The sequence below is a fragment of the Streptomyces sp. NPDC034043 genome, assembly GCF_055575675.1.
This window is the reverse complement of sequence record NZ_JBVISF010000006.1, coordinates 448181-462082: the sequence shown is the minus strand read 5'-3', so window position 1 is coordinate 462082 and position 13902 is coordinate 448181. Positions and strand designations below refer to the sequence as shown.

Genomic DNA, 13902 nt, shown 5'->3' with positions numbered 1-13902 from the left:
GAGTACGTCCAGTACTCGGGCGCCCCTCCGCCTTGCGATGCACGGCACCGGACGCCGCAGGCCTGACCGGCGCTACTTTGACGACAGGACCTAGGAACCGCCGGCTACCCGGGGGTGTTGGCCGCCTACCCGGGGGCGTTCTCCGCCTGCCCGGTGGTGTTCTCCACCGCCGCCACCAGAGGGGCCAGCTCCGGGTTGAGCGCGGCCTCGTCGAGGGCCTCGCGCAGGGCGGCGGCGTTCGTGGGGCGGGCCTGGTCCAGGAGGGCCAGGCCCGCCTCGCTCACGTCGGTGTAGATGCCCCGGCGGTCGGTGTCGCAGATGTAGCGGCTCAGCAGGCCCCGGTCCTCCAGCCTGCTGACCAGCCGGGTGGTCGCGCTCTGGCTGAGCACCACCGAGTCCGCGACCTGGTGCATGCGCAGGTGCCCGCCGGGGCCGCCGTGCTGGCGGCTGAGGACGTCCAGCAGCGAGTACTCGCGCACGCTCAGCCCGTGTCCGGCCTGGAGGGCGCGCTCGATGTGCGCCTCGATGCGGCCGTGGAGGAGGGAGAGGGCGCACCAGCCCTGGGCGAGGCGGGTCAGTGCGCTGTCCGTGGCCGTCATGGGGGCTCCTCCGCCGTCGTGTGCCTGCCGCGCGAACCTGCGGCCTTCCGTTTTCTGGGCTCCAGGATAGGTCACGGGCGCAATAGCCCGCGCTTGCAAATATACCGCGTCTGCAATTAATGTGGACGAGCGTTACCGGCGAGCGCATTTGTGCGCCGCCCTCGCTTCCCCCACCCCCAGAACCCTGAAGGGCAGCCCCGTCATGCCTCTCGCGCTCCTCGCCCTCGCCATCGGAGCCTTCGGGATCGGCACCACCGAGTTCGTGATCATGGGCCTCCTCCCCGAGGTCGCGGCCGGCTACGGCGTCTCGATCCCCACCGCCGGCCTCCTCGTCACCGGCTACGCCCTCGGCGTGGTCCTCGGCGCCCCCGTGATGACCGTCCTCGGCACCCGCGTCCCCCGCAAGCGCATGCTGATGCTGCTCATGGGCCTCTTCATCGCGGGCAACCTGCTCTCCGCGCTCGCACCCGCCTTCGGCCTGATGCTGGCCGGACGCGTCGTCGCCTCCCTCGCCCACGGAGCCTTCTTCGGCATCGGCTCGGTGGTCGCCGCAGGTCTCGTGGCACCCGAGAAGAAGGCCGGCGCCATCGCCATGATGTTCACCGGCCTGACCGTGGCCAACGTGGTCGGCGTCCCCCTCGGCACCCTCGTCGGCCAGCACCTCGGCTGGCGCGTCACCTTCCTGGCCGTCGCCGCCCTCGGCGTGCTCGGCCTGCTCGGCATCGCCCGGCTGGTCCCCGACCTGCCCCGGCCCGAGGGCGTGCGGGTCCGCCACGAGCTGGCCGCCTTCCGCAACGTCCAGGTGCTGCTCGCCATGGCGATGACCGTCCTCGGCTTCGGCGGGGTCTTCGCCGCGATCACCTACATCACCCCGATGCTGACCCACGCCGCCGGCTTCGCCGCCACCTCCGTCACCTGGCTGCTCGTCCTCTTCGGGCTCGGCATGGTCGCGGGCAACCTCGTCGGCGGCCGCTACGCCGACCGCGCGCTCATGCCGATGCTGTACGTCTCCCTGGGGGCGCTCGCCGTCGTGCTGGCCCTCTTCACCCTCACCGCCCACGACAAGGCGGGAGCCGCCGTCACGGTCTTCCTCATCGGCGCCCTCGGATTCGCGACCGTACCGCCGCTGCAGAAGCGGGTCCTCGACCAGGCCGCCGGCGCCCCCACGCTGGCCTCCGCCGTCAACATCGGCGCCTTCAACCTCGGCAACGCCCTCGCGGCCTGGCTCGGCGGGCTCGTCCTCTCCGCCGGGCTCGGCTGGACCGCCCCGAACTGGGTCGGCGCCGTCCTGGCCGCGTCCGCGCTCGTCCTCGCCCTCGTCTCGGGAGCGCTCGAGCGCCGTACGGACCGCCGCGCGGCGGGCGGGAGCCGGGTCATCGCCTCGGGAGCCGCCGCGGCCACCCCCGCCCCCGTCCACCACTGACACCCCCGGCCGCACCCACCCCACCGCAACAGGAGCACCCCCATGTCCCGCACCACCCTCTCCCCGCTGACCACCGAGGACGCCGAGCTGCTCGTCACCGCCGCCCGCACCGCCGCCGAGGCGGCCGGGGTCGCGGTCAGCGTCACCGTCCTGGACGCGGGCGGTCACCCGCTGGCCTTCCGCCGTGACGCCCGGGCCGTCCTGATCTCCGGCGAGACCAGCACCCGCAAGGCCTACACCGCCCTCCAGCTGAACGCGCCCACCGCCGGGCTCACCGAGGCCGTGCTGCCCGGCGGACCCTTCCACAGCCTGCCCACCGCACTCGACCGGCCGCTGCTCTTCATCGCGGGCGGCCTCCCGGTCCACCGCGACGGCCACCTGATCGGCGCCGTCGGCGTCGGCGGCGGAGCCCCCGAGGAGGACCACGGCTTCGGGTCCACCGCCCTCGAAGCCCTGCGCCGGGCGGACTCGGCGGCATAGGCCCGACGGGCGCCCCCCGCCCCGGGTCGCGCGACCGTGTCCTCCGTGCCAGGTTGGTACGGGGGACACGGGTACACGGGTACACGGGTACAACGATGAGGCAGACGACCGGGCGGTTCCGCAGAGGTCGGGCCATCGCGACGGCAGCGGCCGCCACGCTGGTCGCCTTCGCCGTACCCGCCTGCTCCGCCGGAGCGGAAGGCACCCGCGCCACCCCCGGCGCGGCCTCCCCGGCCCCCGTGCCGACCGCCGCGTCCGCGACGCCCACCGGGCCGCCCGCGACCGCGTACGCCCTCTCCACCGCCCCGCGCACCGTGCCCTCCGTACGCGAACACGTGCCCGCCCGGGGCCCCGGCTGGAAGCCCGCCCCCGGCGCCCGCGTCCTGGTCGCACCCGCCGACAGGGCCGCCCTGGCCGACGAGGGCAGGCTGCTCGCCGGCGAACTGCGCCTCGGGTACGCCGAATCCGACCAGCCGAAGCCGGGCGACGTCCACCTCGCCCTCGCCGCGAAGGGATCCGGCCCGGCGGAGTCGTACGAACTCACCGTCCAGGGCGGCCGGGTCAGCATCACCGGCCCCGACGAGGCGGGCGTCTTCTACGGCACCCGGACCCTCAAACAGGAGATACGCGGGGCCGGTTCGGCCCCCGAAGGCAAGGTGGAGGACGCCCCGGCCAAGCCCCAGCGCGGCCTCAACCTCGACATCGCCCGCAAGCACTTCACCGCCGAGTGGATCGAGGGCCGGCTGCGCGAGATGGCCGACCTCAAACTCAACCAGCTCGGCCTGCACTTCTCCGACGACCAGGCCTTCCGGATCGAGTCCGACACCCACCCCGAGATCGTCTCGACCCCGCACCTGACCAAGGCCGAGGTACGCCGGATCAACGCGCTCGCCGCCCGGCTGCACATCGCGGTCGTCCCCGAGATCGACTCGCCGGGACACCTCGGAGCCGTGCTCCGCGTCCACCCGGAGCTGCAACTGCGCGACACGGCGGGCCGGGCCGTCAAGGGCGCCGTGGACATATCCAACCCGGCGTCCGCCCGGCTCGTGGACGAGCTGCTGCGCGAGTTCCTGCCGCTGTTCCCGGCCGGCGCCTGGCACCTGGGCGCCGACGAGTACCAGGCACTGGTGGTCCGCGACCCCCAGGCCTCCTTCCCCGGGCTCGCGAGCGCCGCGCGGGCCCGCTACGGGCCGTCCGCCCGGGTGCAGGACCTGGCGACGGGCTGGCTGAACGACCGGGCGGACGTGGTGAGGCCGTCGGGCAAGGCCCTCAAGGCGTGGAACGACGGCTTCTTCCCGGGCGGAGCCGCCCGGCCCGCCCCGGACATCCAGGCCGAGTACTGGACGGGCAAGGAGATCGGCGCCCGGCCGCCGCTGGAGTACCTGGACGCGGGCCGCAAGGTGGTCAACCTCAACGACGAGTTCCTGTACTACGTGCTCGGCGAGCCCAACCAGTTCACGTACCCCACCGGCAAGCGGATCTACGAGCAGTGGACCCCGCTCGTCCTGCGCGGCACCACCGCCGTCCCGGCACGCTACGACGCGCAGGTCCTCGGCGCCCGCCTCGCCGTCTGGTGCGACCTGGCCGCCTCGCAGACCCCGGCCCAGGTGGCCGCGGGCATCCGGCTGCCGCTGGCCGCGCTCGCCCAGAAGGTGTGGGACCCGCGCCCGCCGCAGGCGTCCTGGGCCGACTTCCGGTCCCTCGCCGGCCGCCTCGGGCCCTGACTCCCGGGAGGCGCCGGCGCCGGGGGAGCGGCGGGCGGGGTCCGCGACCCGCTACCAGATGGAGTTGACCCACTCCGGGTGGTCGATGAACGGGTTGCGGTTGTGCTGGTAGGTGTCGTAGATCACCTGGTTGCGGCGCTGCTCGAAGGCGTCCGGCGGGTCCATCTGGTTCCACTGCTTGAGCAGGCTGATCCTGCCGAAGAGCGGCGCGGTCCCGTTGTTGACCCGGTCGTTCATCTCCAGGTCGGCGAAGCCGTCCCCGCCGTCGTAGCGCACCGCCATGTACAGCAGCATCCGCGCGACATCGCCCTTGACCGCGTTCCGCGGCTCGAAGGAGTCGGCGTCGGTGTAGCTGCCGGGAGCCTCCGACACGGGGCTGCCGCCCATGTCGAAGTCCTTGTTGCCGCGGGTGCTGTTGACGGTGACGTCCTCGGGCCGCAGGTGGTGCAGGTCGGTGCCCGGGCCGGTGACGGTGCCGAAGTCGCCGTGGCTCTTGGCCCAGACGTGCTCGCGGTTCCAGTCGTTGACGCCGCCGCCGTTGGTGTACTTGGACTGGGAGCGGCCCGAGTAGACCAGGATGACGTTGTTGGGGTTCGCGGGGTCCTGGTCGGTGACCTTCAGCGCGTTCCACACGCCGTCGTAGCTGACCCTGGACTGGTTCTTGATGATGTCGTGCAGCGCGGACTTCAGCGCGGCGCCGGTCTTGCCCTCGGCGGCCGCGTAGTACGCGTCCACGCTGGTCGCGGCGGCCTGGGGAGCGGCCTCGGCGACATCGGCGGTCGTGCGCTGCTGGCCGGCGCTGGCGCTGGCCGGTATGAGGAGCAGCGCGGCCGCGGCGAGCCCGGCGGCCCATGGGGCGGTACGGGAGAACTTCATGACGTGGGGGATACCTCTCCACAAGCACCGTCCCCGCCATGGCAGTTGGCGGGGTATCAAGTGGCAGAGCGAGGATCATATTGTCATGTGCCCATCAGGTAAAAACCACATGTCGGCCGCGTGGACCTTGGGGTTTGTCCGCTGCCGGGCACGGGCACGGTAGCGGATGCCCACGGCGGCTCCGACGCGGCCGCTGACAGCTCTCACTGGAGTGGCCCATGGCAGTGAAGATCCTCATCGTGACCGGCGACGCGGCGGAGTCCCTGGAGGTGCTCTACCCGTACCAGCGCCTGCGGGAGGAGGGCTACGAGGTGCACATCGCGGCGCCCTCCCGCAAGAAGCTGCGCTTCGTGGTGCACGACTTCGAGGAGGGCTTCGACACCTACACGGAGAAGCCCGGCTACACCTGGCCCGCCGACGTCGCCTTCGCGGACGTGGATCCCGGTGAGTACGCGGCCGTCGTCGTCCCGGGAGGACGGGCGCCGGAGTACCTGCGCAACGACCCGGAGGTACGGCGGATCCTGGCCGCCTTCGCCGGCGACGACAAGCCGATCGCGCAGATCTGCCACGGCCCGCTGATCACCGCCGCGAGCGGCGCCCTCGCCGGCCGCCAGGTGACGGCCTATCCGGCGCTGGAGCCCGACATGCGGGCGGCCGGGGCCGCGTTCCGGGACTCCGAGGCCGTGGTCGACGGCACCCTCGTCTCGGCCCGCGCCTGGCCCGACCACCCCGCCTGGATGCGGGAGTTCCTGACCGTGCTGCGCGGCAAGGCGCCGCTCGCGTAGCGGCGGGGGCGGGAAGCCGGGGCGGGTTCCGGGGGGCCGGGGCGGGGGCCGGACGGGGACCCCGCCCCGGGGTCCGTCAGTTCCCGGTGGTGACCTGGGGCGCCGGCTCGTACTTGTAGTTCGCCGGGCCGAAGTTCTTCTTCACGGCGGCTTCCCAGGAGCCGTCGGAGACCATCTTGGTGAGCGCGAGGTTGATCTTGCGCTGGAGGTCGTTGTCGCCCTTCTTGAGGCCGATGCCGTAGTTCTCGTTGCTCAGGTTCAGCCCGAGCAGCTTGAACTTGCCCGCGTTGCCCTTCCGCGCCGCGTACCCGGCGAGGATGGAGTTGTCGGTGGTCATCGCGTCGACCAGGTTGTCCTGGAGGGCTACGAGGCACTCCGAGTAACCGCCGAGCTCCAGGATGCTCGCCTTCGGGGCGAGGGTCTTGCGGACGTTCTCCGCGGAGGTGGAACCGCTCACCGAGCACAGCCGCTTGGTGTTGAGGTCCTCGGGCTTGGTGATCGAATTGTCGTCGGCGCGGACCATCAGGTCCTGGTGGGCGACGAAGTACGGCCCGGCGAACTCGACCTTCTCGCGGCGCTTGTCGTTGATCGTGTAGCTCGCTGCGACGAACTTGACCTCGTTGTACTGGATCAGCAGTTCCCGGTCCGAGCTGTACACCTGCTTGAATTCGATCTCGTTGGCCTTGTAGCCGAGTTCCTTGGCGATGTACGTGGCCACGTCGACGTCGAAACCGGTGAAGGTGCCGTTGCTCTCGCGCAGCCCGATGCCGGGCTGGTCGAACTTGATGCCGATGGAGATGGGCTCCTTCGGGGCTTCACCACCACAGCCGGAGGCGGTGACGGCGAGGGCGATCACCGTGGCGACCGCACCGGCCTTGGGAACCTTCATGCTGAACTCTTTTCCTCGGGAACGCGGAATCCCGGGGGATGTCGCGGGAACGGGGGCAGACGTGCGGAACCGCGGGGGCGCGAGGGCACGTGTATGAGGAAGCTAGGAAGGTGACGGCCGTACCGTCACTACATCTGAGGAAAACTTGAGCATAACAATCCGGTTCAGCCGTGGATCTTCCCGCGGTTCCGGTGAGTGGCGGGAGAAGGGGCTGTCCGGGGTGGCGAACGAGGAAATGGGCGCGGCGAGGGTCGAGGGCAATACGCTCCTGCTGGGCGAAGGGGTACGGATCCGGTTCATCCGGACATTGCGCCTGCCCGAGTCGGGCACGCACGCACTCCCGCCGGGGCTGGGGGAGTTCCCGCTGCGCAGGGTCGAGGACCATCCGGACACCGTGCCGCCGGAATGGCTCGCCAAGGGCGGCGTGATGCTGCCGGTGTACCTGCGCGAGGCGATGTGGCTCAGCTTCGGCGGCTCGCGGGAGCCCGCCGCGCTCCAGGTCGGCGTCGGCAAGGTGTGCGCCGTTTCGGGCAGGCGGTGGACCGGCCGGCTGGAGCGGGGGCCGCAGAACTACGTGGTGCTGCCCCGCCAGCCCTGGCTCGACGGAATCAACTCCGGTGACGGGACGGTGCGCCAGTTCGTCGCCGTGCCGCTCGGCCTCGGCGCCACGGTCGAGGGTCAGGTCACCGGCGAGGAGGTGACCGGCGGGGTGCAGCTCCAGGCGTTCCCGCTCGGCCCCGAGGCCCTCGCCGCCTGGCGCGAGGAGCAGCGCGCGAGCCTGCGGAGCGGCCGTCCGGGCGGCGGCGGATACGGCGCGGCCCCCGGCGGGCCCCCCATGCCGATGGCGGCGCCCGCCCCGGGCGCCGCCCCCGCGCACCCGGCCGGGCGTCCGGCACCGGCCGCGGCCATGGGACTCGGCGTGGGCGGTGCGATGCGCCAGGAGGTCTACAAGGACGACCGGGAGCCGTCGGCCTGGGCCGACCGGCCCGCCGCGCGGGTCTTCGTCCACCTCGTGACCCCGCCCGAGTGGCGCCGCATCACGGGCGAGGACGCGCCGCCCTCACCCGTGGACCGCGCCGCCTACACCCGGGCCGGACTGCCCTGGTACGACTACTACGACGAGACCGGCACCGACCTCCCGGCCGCCGGCCCCCTCGCCGGGGTGAAGCCCGTCGGCGACTGGCTCGGCGACGACCACGCACCCTGGACGCCGCCGGCACCCGGCCAGGTCCTGCCGCTCGGCACGGCCCCGCGCCCCGGCGAGCCGGTCCAGGACGGCGACTGGTAGCCGGACCGGCGCGCACGGCGGCCCGGCACCGGTACGGCGCCCGGCCGCCGTCCGCCGGTCCCGCGACCGGTCAGACTGGTGATCGATTCCGGGCCGCCGGGCCGCTATGATCACCGCGGCAAGGCCGTAGCGCAGAGGTCGTCGCGCCCAGGCATCGAGCTGAGGACGCCGGTTCGAATCCGGCCGGTCACGCCTTTTCTCCCGTCATGTCGGAATGGCGGCATCGCGGGCGCGAGGCGTACCGGAATGCCGCTGCTCCGCGCAGTCGCAGGTTCGCCGGGCGCCGGCGAAGGAACCGGTGGAATGGTGATGACACGGCCGACGCCCGTACGGTGCCCCGCTATCGAGCACCCGGACCTGCCGCTCGCCGACCCGGCGGAACTCGGCCCGCTGCTCGCCCGGCTCGCGCAGGACCGGCCCGTCGAGTCCGACGAGACCTTCCCGCTCGGCACCCTGCGCCCGGACGGCCGCGTCGACCTCTGCAAGCAGGGCCTCGGCCCGGCCGGCACCGCCCGTCTGCTGCCCGCCGCGCTCACCTCACCGCACGCCGCGCACCTGCTCCTCGGCACCAACTCCCTGACCGACGAGGGCGCCCGCACCCTCGCGAGCGCCCTCGCCGGCGCCGACGGCCGCCACGGCGTGCACACCCTCTACCTCGGCTGCAACCGGATCGGCCCCGACGGCGTGCTCGCCCTCGCCGGAGCCCTCGCCGGGGACACCACCGTCCGCGCCCTCTGGCTCAAGCGGAACCCCCTCCACGAGGACGGCGCCCGCACGGTCGCCGCACTGCTGCGCCGCGACACCGCGCTGCGCACCCTCGACCTCGTCAACACCGGCATCGGCGCCGAGGGCGTACGCCTCCTGCTCGACGCCCTGCTCACCCGCCCGACGCCGCTGGAGCGGATCTTCCTCGGCGGCAACGGCCTCACCGCCGAAGCCGCCCCGCTGCTCGCCGCCCTCATCCGCGACGCCGGAGTCCGCGAACTGTACGTACCGGCCAACCACCTCGGCGACGAGGGCGTCGCCGTCATCGCCGCCGCGGCGGCCGACGCCGGCCCCGGGCGCCCCGTCCGCCTCGGCCTCGGCGGCAACGGCATCGGCGTACCCGGAGCCCGCGCCCTCGCCGACGCCCTCGGCGGCATCGAGGCCCTGGACCTCGGACGGGCCATATCCGAGCGGAGCCTCGGCGCCACCGGCAACGTGACCGGCGACGAAGGCGCGGACGCCCTGGCCGCCGCCCTGCCCGGCAGCCCGCTGCGCCGCCTGGAACTGCGCCACACCGGCATCACCGGGCGCGGTGCCAGGAGCCTGCTCGCCGCCCTGCCCGAGGACGCCCCGCTGGAGCACGTCGGCCTCGGCCCCGGCACGCCCCGCCGCCTCAAGCGCTCCTTCGCCGAACGGCTGCGCCCCGCCCGGGCCTCCCACCCCGACCTGCGGGCCATCGGGAGCGTGTACCGGTGAGCGCGCCCACCGCGCCGCCCGGCGGACTCCCGCCCGGGGACGCGGCCGCCCGGCAGCGCGCCCGCCGCTACGCGGTGCCCGCCCGGATGATCCGCCGGGCCACCGCGCACCGGCCGGCCGGGGACCGGCGCGCCGCCTGCGCCGCGGCCGGCGTGGAGGTGGCCGTCGACCTGACCGCGCGCGCCTCGCGGTACGGCACCGCCGTCGCCGGGGCGGTGGAAGCGGACCTCCACGGCTTCGCCCCCGACCTGCTGCGCCGGCACCTGCCCCGGGTCCTGGGCGGCCGCAGCGCGCTCGCCCCGATGCGCGTCCTGCCGGCCCGCCACGGCACCGGGCCCCTGATCGGCGCGGACGCGCCGCGGCCGCCGGCCTGGGTGGAGACCGTACACGTCGATCCGGCGGCCTGACCGGGCGGCCGGGCGGAGGGAGAACTGGCCGGTTGTTTACGGTCGTTCAGGCGGTGATCACCGAGGCGTGACAGCATGGCCGTGGACATCACGGCCAAAGCGGCCAAGCTGAGGGGGAGTTCGGTGAGCGGAGTACGCAAGAGCCTGGCCAAGGTGGAGATCGCGCTGCGCTGGGACCCCAGTCCGGCGGGCACGCCCGCGAACGACCTGGACATCGTCGCCGCCGTCTACGGCACCTCGGACCCGTACGGGGAGCCCGTCTACCTCGTCCACTTCGGCAGCCGCGCCCCCGACGGCACCATCACCCTGGGCCGGGACAGCCGCACCGGGCAGGGCTTCGGTTACGACGAGGTGATGACCCTCGAACTGGACCGGCTGGCGCCGGAGCTGGGCCGGGTGGTGGTCGGCGTGGTGATCCAGGACGCGGGGCCCGCCGGGGTGCCGGAGCGCAAGACCTTCGCCGCCGTCGGCGGTACGGGGCTGCGGATCCGGGAGGGCCACACCGACCTCGCCACCACGGACTTCTCGCAGATCCCCGGGGCCACGGCGGCCACCGTGGCCGAGTTCGTCCGGGACGCATCGGGCGGCTGGGCGATGGACGCGCGCACGCGCGGCTTCGACGCGGACCCGCAGGAGTACGCCCGGGTGATGGGCGCCGCGCGCGGCTGAGGCCCCGTGTGCGGGAGTTCCGTACGGGCGGGGCGGCGGCCACTCTGCTCGGGAGTGGCCGCCGCCCCGTCCGGGTGGCGCGCTGCCGCCGTCCCCACGTGGCAGCGCGAGCGGTCCGCCGTCCGGTCATCGTGAACGGCGGCCCGCCGGTTCAGGGGGTCAGGGGCGCCCGGCCGTGGCCGTGTCCGCCGCCGGGGGCGTGATGCCCAGCGCGGGCAGCAGGGCCGCGTCGACGAACCTGACCAGGTAGTCGGCGTCCGCGTAGCGCTCCTCCAGCACGGGCCGGATGCGCAGGACGCCCATCAGCTGCGCGGGCAGGAACTCCACTGCCGGATGGTCCGGGGCGATCTCGCCGCGGGTCACGGCCCGCTCCACGATGGCGCCGAAGGCCGACAGTTCGGGCTCGACCAGCGCCTCGCGCAGCGCGGCCCGCAGCTCCTCGTCGCTGAGCACGGCCACCCCCAGCGCCTGGGTGAGGCGGGTGTCGCGGCCCGAGGTGCCGGCCGCGATCCGGGCGGCCTCGCGGAGGTCCCCCGCCAGCGTGCCGGTGTCCACGTCCGCCAGGGTCCGCTCGCCGCGGCGGGCACGGCTCGCGCGCAGGGCCGCGGCGACGAGCTGCGGCTTGGTCTTCCACTGCCGGTAGAGCGTGGACTTCCCGCAGGACGCCCGGGCGGCGACGCCCTCCATGGTGAGGGCCTCGTACCCGTTCTCGCGCAGCTGGTCGAGGACGACGTCGTAGAACTCCTGCTCGCGCTCCGGGCTGATCTTGGAGCGGCGCGCGGTGACCTGCGGCGTCGACGTCATGGGTGGGGATTCTCCTCGCGGGATCCAGGCGGTGGGTCCGTGTTCCGAGTGTACGGCCATCCGAGCTTATCGGGACACCAGCGTATCGATACGCTGATGTATCGATACACTGGCGTGTCGATGGAACCCGAAAGATAGTGAGACCGGGGGATGACCTCCCACACCGCTCCGGACCGGCCACCCGCCGGTCACCTCGGCGCCCGCCGCCGGCTCATACGCGAGTTGCTGCTCGTCGCGGGCCTCTTCGCCGCCTACAAGGCCGGCCGGATGCTCTCGACGGGCCGCACCGACGAGGCCTTCCGCAACGCCGGCCGGATATGGGACGCCGAGCGAGCCCTGCACCTGCCCGGTGAGGGCGTCGTACAGGGGCTGCTCCTCCACTGGGACGCCCTCGTCCACACCGCGAACACCTACTACGCGGCCGTGCACTTCCCGGCGACCGCCCTGTTCCTGGTCTGGCTGTACCTGCGCCGCCCCCGGCACTACCTGTGGACCCGGCGGGTGCTCGCCGTCCTCACCGGCGCCGCCCTCGTCCTGCATCTCTCCTTCCCGCTCGCACCGCCCCGGATGCTGGGCGCCGCGCACCTGGTGGACACCGGTCAGGTGTACGGGCCGACCGTCTACGGGGCCGCGCCCGAAGCCGACACCCTGGCCAACCAGTTCGCCGCGATGCCCTCGCTGCACTTCGGCTGGGCGCTGATGCTGGCCCTCGGCATGATCGCCGCGACCGGCTCGCGGTGGCGCGCCCTGTGGCTGCTGCACCCGCTGGTGACCCTGCTCGTGATCGTGGGCACCGCCAACCACTACTGGCTCGACGCGATCGTGGCCGCCCTGCTGCTGGGCGCGGCCCTCCTGCTGGTCCCCCGCCCGGCCGCCGGCGGCGCGGCCGCCCCGGAGGTACGGAGCCTGCCGCGTCCGCGTCCGCGTCCGGCGGTGCGGACCGGCCCGGCCGGGGTCGTGGGCGTCGCGGGTGCCGGTGCCGGTGCCGGGGCGTCCGGTTCCGGCGGCGCCCTGCGCGTCCCCTCCGCCGTCTCCGCGGGAGCCCGGCGGTGAACGCCACCGTCCTCGCCGTCGCCCTCTGCCTGGCCTCGGCCGCCACCTACGCGGCCGCCGCCGTCGCCCAGGAGCGCCTGGCCCGCCGGGCCGTCGCCCGCAGCGCCCGCGCCCTGCTCGGGAACGGGGCCTGGTGGTGGTCGGCCGGACTGAACGCCGCCGCGGCGCTGCTGCACGCCGCCGCGCTGCGCTACGGACCGCTGACCCTCGTCCAGCCGCTGGGAGCGCTCACCCTGGTGGCCGCCGTCCCGCTGAGCGCCCGGGGCGCCGGACGGCGGGTCGCCGCCACCGAGTGGCGGGGCACCCTGGCCACCGTCGCCGGGCTCGCACTGCTGCTCCTGCCCGCCTCCGGCCCCGCCCCCGACGACACCCTCACCCTGGCCGAGGCACTCGCCGTGTCCGGAGCCACCGTCGCGGCGATCCTCCTGCTCACCGCCCGTAAGGACCCCGGCCCGGGGCTGCGCCACGCCACCGCCTCCGGACTGGCCTCCGCCGTCGCCTCCGCCCTGACCCAGACCGTGGCCGTGGCGGGCGGCCGGGGCGGCGCCCTGCTCAGCGGCCGGGTGATCACCGTGGCCCTGCTCGTGGTGGTGTTCGCCGTCGGCGGGATGCTGCTCTCGCAGCGGGCCTACCGGGGCGGCCTCGGAGCCCCGCTCGCCGTCGTCAACCTCGCCAACCCGCTCGCCGCGGCCGCGATCGGCATGGTCCTGCTCGGTGAACGCCTCCAGGGCGGCCCGCTCGGGATCCTGCTCGCGGCGGCCGGAGCCCTCGCGGCCACGCGCGGGGTGCTGCTGCTGACCCGTACCGCGCCCGCCGCACCGGCCGCCGGACCCCGCCCGGTGCCGGCCGGCCATGTGACGGCCTGAGCCGCCGGCGCGGGAGAACCGTTCCGCCCCCGGTGTGCGTCCTCTCCGCCACGCTCCTCGAGCGCCCGGTGCAGCGCAGTTCTTCGACCTCGCCACCCGGGGCTCGGCCATCGCGGGCTCCCTCGTCCTGCTCATCGATGAGCCGGACACCACGCCCCGGCAGCCCTTTCCGGCAGACCTTTCAGGCCGCGGCACCAGGCTGGGCGGCCACCCCGTTCCGCCGGATCGGCGGCCGCCACCCGTACGCCGGACCCGTGCGCACCGTCCGCTGCCACGAGGACAAAGCCCTGCTGCGCGAACTCCTCCACACCCCCGGCGGGGGAGCGGTCCTCGTCGTCGACGGCGGCGGGTCCCCGCGCACCGCCCTGGTCGGCGACCTCGGCGGCGGCGCGGCGCACCGCTCCGCTGGGCCGGGCTGATCGTCCACGGCACGATCAGCGACAGCGTCGCCCTCGGCGCCCTGGACCTCGGGGTCCAGGCCCTGGGCACGTGCCCCCGCAAGAGCGGCAAGACCGGCGAGGGCGCGGTCGACGAGCCCGTCACCATCGGTTGGGTCACCTTTCCCCCCCCCGGGCGAC

Annotated in this window: 15 protein-coding genes, 1 tRNA gene and 1 pseudogene; 13 read left to right on the top strand and 4 right to left on the bottom strand. The window is 74.2% G+C overall.

What is annotated here, in order from left to right:
* Positions 1 to 125: 125 nt before the first annotated feature.
* Positions 126 to 599 (bottom strand): MarR family winged helix-turn-helix transcriptional regulator, encoded by a 474-nt coding sequence (locus ACZ51S_RS18450; RefSeq protein WP_468887355.1) that lies wholly within the window; start codon positions 597 to 599, stop codon positions 126 to 128.
* Positions 600 to 801: 202 nt separating this feature from the next.
* On the opposite strand from ACZ51S_RS18450, the gene ACZ51S_RS18445 reads away from it, so the two are divergent.
* From ACZ51S_RS18445 to ACZ51S_RS18435, 3 genes are all read left to right on the top strand, one after another.
* Positions 802 to 2022 (top strand): MFS transporter, encoded by a 1221-nt coding sequence (locus ACZ51S_RS18445; protein WP_468803118.1) that lies wholly within the window; start codon positions 802 to 804, stop codon positions 2020 to 2022.
* Positions 2023 to 2064: 42 nt separating this feature from the next.
* Positions 2065 to 2502 (top strand): GlcG/HbpS family heme-binding protein, encoded by a 438-nt coding sequence (locus ACZ51S_RS18440; RefSeq protein WP_468887358.1) that lies wholly within the window; start codon positions 2065 to 2067, stop codon positions 2500 to 2502.
* A gap of 95 nt (positions 2503 to 2597) precedes the next feature.
* Entirely contained in the window at positions 2598 to 4226 is a 1629-nt protein-coding gene (locus tag ACZ51S_RS18435; protein ID WP_468803116.1) for a beta-N-acetylhexosaminidase, read from the top strand.
* A gap of 51 nt (positions 4227 to 4277) precedes the next feature.
* Here ACZ51S_RS18435 and ACZ51S_RS18430 read toward each other — a convergent pair whose 3' ends face one another.
* Complete coding sequence (locus ACZ51S_RS18430) at positions 4278 to 5102, bottom strand: endonuclease I family protein (protein WP_468476523.1); 825 nt, start codon at positions 5100 to 5102, stop codon at positions 4278 to 4280.
* A 218-nt stretch (positions 5103 to 5320) separates the two neighbouring features.
* Between ACZ51S_RS18430 and ACZ51S_RS18425 the strand changes: the two genes are divergently transcribed.
* Positions 5321 to 5887: a DJ-1/PfpI family protein gene (locus ACZ51S_RS18425; RefSeq protein ID WP_468476524.1), complete on the top strand. Its 567-nt coding sequence runs from the start codon at positions 5321 to 5323 to the stop codon at positions 5885 to 5887.
* Between the two features lie 76 nt (positions 5888 to 5963).
* On the opposite strand, the gene ACZ51S_RS18420 is transcribed toward ACZ51S_RS18425, so the two are convergent.
* Entirely contained in the window at positions 5964 to 6776 is an 813-nt protein-coding gene (locus tag ACZ51S_RS18420; RefSeq protein WP_388940060.1) for a glutamate ABC transporter substrate-binding protein, read from the bottom strand.
* 235 nt (positions 6777 to 7011) lie between these two features.
* Here ACZ51S_RS18420 and ACZ51S_RS18415 point away from each other — a divergent pair, with 235 nt between their 5' ends.
* The 5 genes from ACZ51S_RS18415 (at position 7012) to ACZ51S_RS18395 (ending at position 10601) form a co-directional block, all read left to right on the top strand.
* Positions 7012 to 8064 (top strand): hypothetical protein, encoded by a 1053-nt coding sequence (locus tag ACZ51S_RS18415; RefSeq protein ID WP_468476626.1) that lies wholly within the window; start codon positions 7012 to 7014, stop codon positions 8062 to 8064.
* Positions 8065 to 8184: 120 nt separating this feature from the next.
* Positions 8185 to 8253, top strand: a tRNA-OTHER gene (locus ACZ51S_RS18410).
* A gap of 120 nt (positions 8254 to 8373) precedes the next feature.
* Positions 8374 to 9525 (top strand): leucine-rich repeat domain-containing protein, encoded by a 1152-nt coding sequence (locus ACZ51S_RS18405; protein ID WP_468961451.1) that lies wholly within the window; start codon positions 8374 to 8376, stop codon positions 9523 to 9525.
* On the top strand, positions 9522 to 9932 hold the full coding sequence (locus tag ACZ51S_RS18400; protein WP_468961436.1) for a hypothetical protein: 411 nt from the start codon (positions 9522 to 9524) through the stop codon (positions 9930 to 9932). The genes ACZ51S_RS18405 and ACZ51S_RS18400 overlap by 4 nt, the downstream gene beginning before the upstream one ends.
* Positions 9933 to 10007: 75 nt before the next feature.
* Complete coding sequence (locus ACZ51S_RS18395) at positions 10008 to 10601, top strand: TerD family protein (protein WP_388940063.1); 594 nt, start codon at positions 10008 to 10010, stop codon at positions 10599 to 10601.
* A gap of 159 nt (positions 10602 to 10760) precedes the next feature.
* Here ACZ51S_RS18395 and ACZ51S_RS18390 read toward each other — a convergent pair whose 3' ends face one another.
* Positions 10761 to 11405, bottom strand: coding sequence for a TetR/AcrR family transcriptional regulator (locus tag ACZ51S_RS18390; protein WP_468476526.1), 645 nt, complete (start codon positions 11403 to 11405; stop codon positions 10761 to 10763).
* Positions 11406 to 11555: 150 nt separating this feature from the next.
* Between ACZ51S_RS18390 and ACZ51S_RS18385 the strand changes: the two genes are divergently transcribed.
* The 4 genes and pseudogenes from ACZ51S_RS18385 to ACZ51S_RS18370 form a co-directional block, all read left to right on the top strand.
* Positions 11556 to 12458 (top strand): phosphatase PAP2 family protein, encoded by a 903-nt coding sequence (locus ACZ51S_RS18385; protein WP_468961434.1) that lies wholly within the window; start codon positions 11556 to 11558, stop codon positions 12456 to 12458.
* Complete coding sequence (locus ACZ51S_RS18380) at positions 12455 to 13324, top strand: DMT family transporter (protein ID WP_468887372.1); 870 nt, start codon at positions 12455 to 12457, stop codon at positions 13322 to 13324. Before ACZ51S_RS18385 ends, ACZ51S_RS18380 begins: the two co-directional genes overlap by 4 nt.
* Before the next feature lie 254 nt (positions 13325 to 13578).
* Entirely contained in the window at positions 13579 to 13743 is a 165-nt protein-coding gene (locus ACZ51S_RS18375; RefSeq protein WP_468803112.1) for an RraA family protein, read from the top strand.
* A pseudogene (locus tag ACZ51S_RS18370) lies at positions 13740 to 13874 on the top strand (RraA family protein); the annotation flags it as partial. The gene ACZ51S_RS18375 and the pseudogene ACZ51S_RS18370, both read left to right, overlap by 4 nt.
* Between the last annotated feature and the right edge of the window lie 28 nt (positions 13875 to 13902).

Coding starts and splice junctions, on each gene's coding strand:
- ACZ51S_RS18450 (WP_468887355.1), bottom strand. CDS start 599: ATGACGGCCACGGACAGCGCACTGACCCGCCTCGCCCAGGGCTGGTGC.
- ACZ51S_RS18445 (WP_468803118.1), top strand. CDS start 802: ATGCCTCTCGCGCTCCTCGCCCTCGCCATCGGAGCCTTCGGGATCGGC.
- ACZ51S_RS18440 (WP_468887358.1), top strand. CDS start 2,065: ATGTCCCGCACCACCCTCTCCCCGCTGACCACCGAGGACGCCGAGCTG.
- ACZ51S_RS18435 (WP_468803116.1), top strand. CDS start 2,598: ATGAGGCAGACGACCGGGCGGTTCCGCAGAGGTCGGGCCATCGCGACG.
- ACZ51S_RS18430 (WP_468476523.1), bottom strand. CDS start 5,102: ATGAAGTTCTCCCGTACCGCCCCATGGGCCGCCGGGCTCGCCGCGGCC.
- ACZ51S_RS18425 (WP_468476524.1), top strand. CDS start 5,321: ATGGCAGTGAAGATCCTCATCGTGACCGGCGACGCGGCGGAGTCCCTG.
- ACZ51S_RS18420 (WP_388940060.1), bottom strand. CDS start 6,776: ATGAAGGTTCCCAAGGCCGGTGCGGTCGCCACGGTGATCGCCCTCGCC.
- ACZ51S_RS18415 (WP_468476626.1), top strand. CDS start 7,012: ATGGGCGCGGCGAGGGTCGAGGGCAATACGCTCCTGCTGGGCGAAGGG.
- ACZ51S_RS18405 (WP_468961451.1), top strand. CDS start 8,374: ATGACACGGCCGACGCCCGTACGGTGCCCCGCTATCGAGCACCCGGAC.
- ACZ51S_RS18395 (WP_388940063.1), top strand. CDS start 10,008: ATGGCCGTGGACATCACGGCCAAAGCGGCCAAGCTGAGGGGGAGTTCG.
- ACZ51S_RS18390 (WP_468476526.1), bottom strand. CDS start 11,405: ATGACGTCGACGCCGCAGGTCACCGCGCGCCGCTCCAAGATCAGCCCG.
- ACZ51S_RS18385 (WP_468961434.1), top strand. CDS start 11,556: ATGACCTCCCACACCGCTCCGGACCGGCCACCCGCCGGTCACCTCGGC.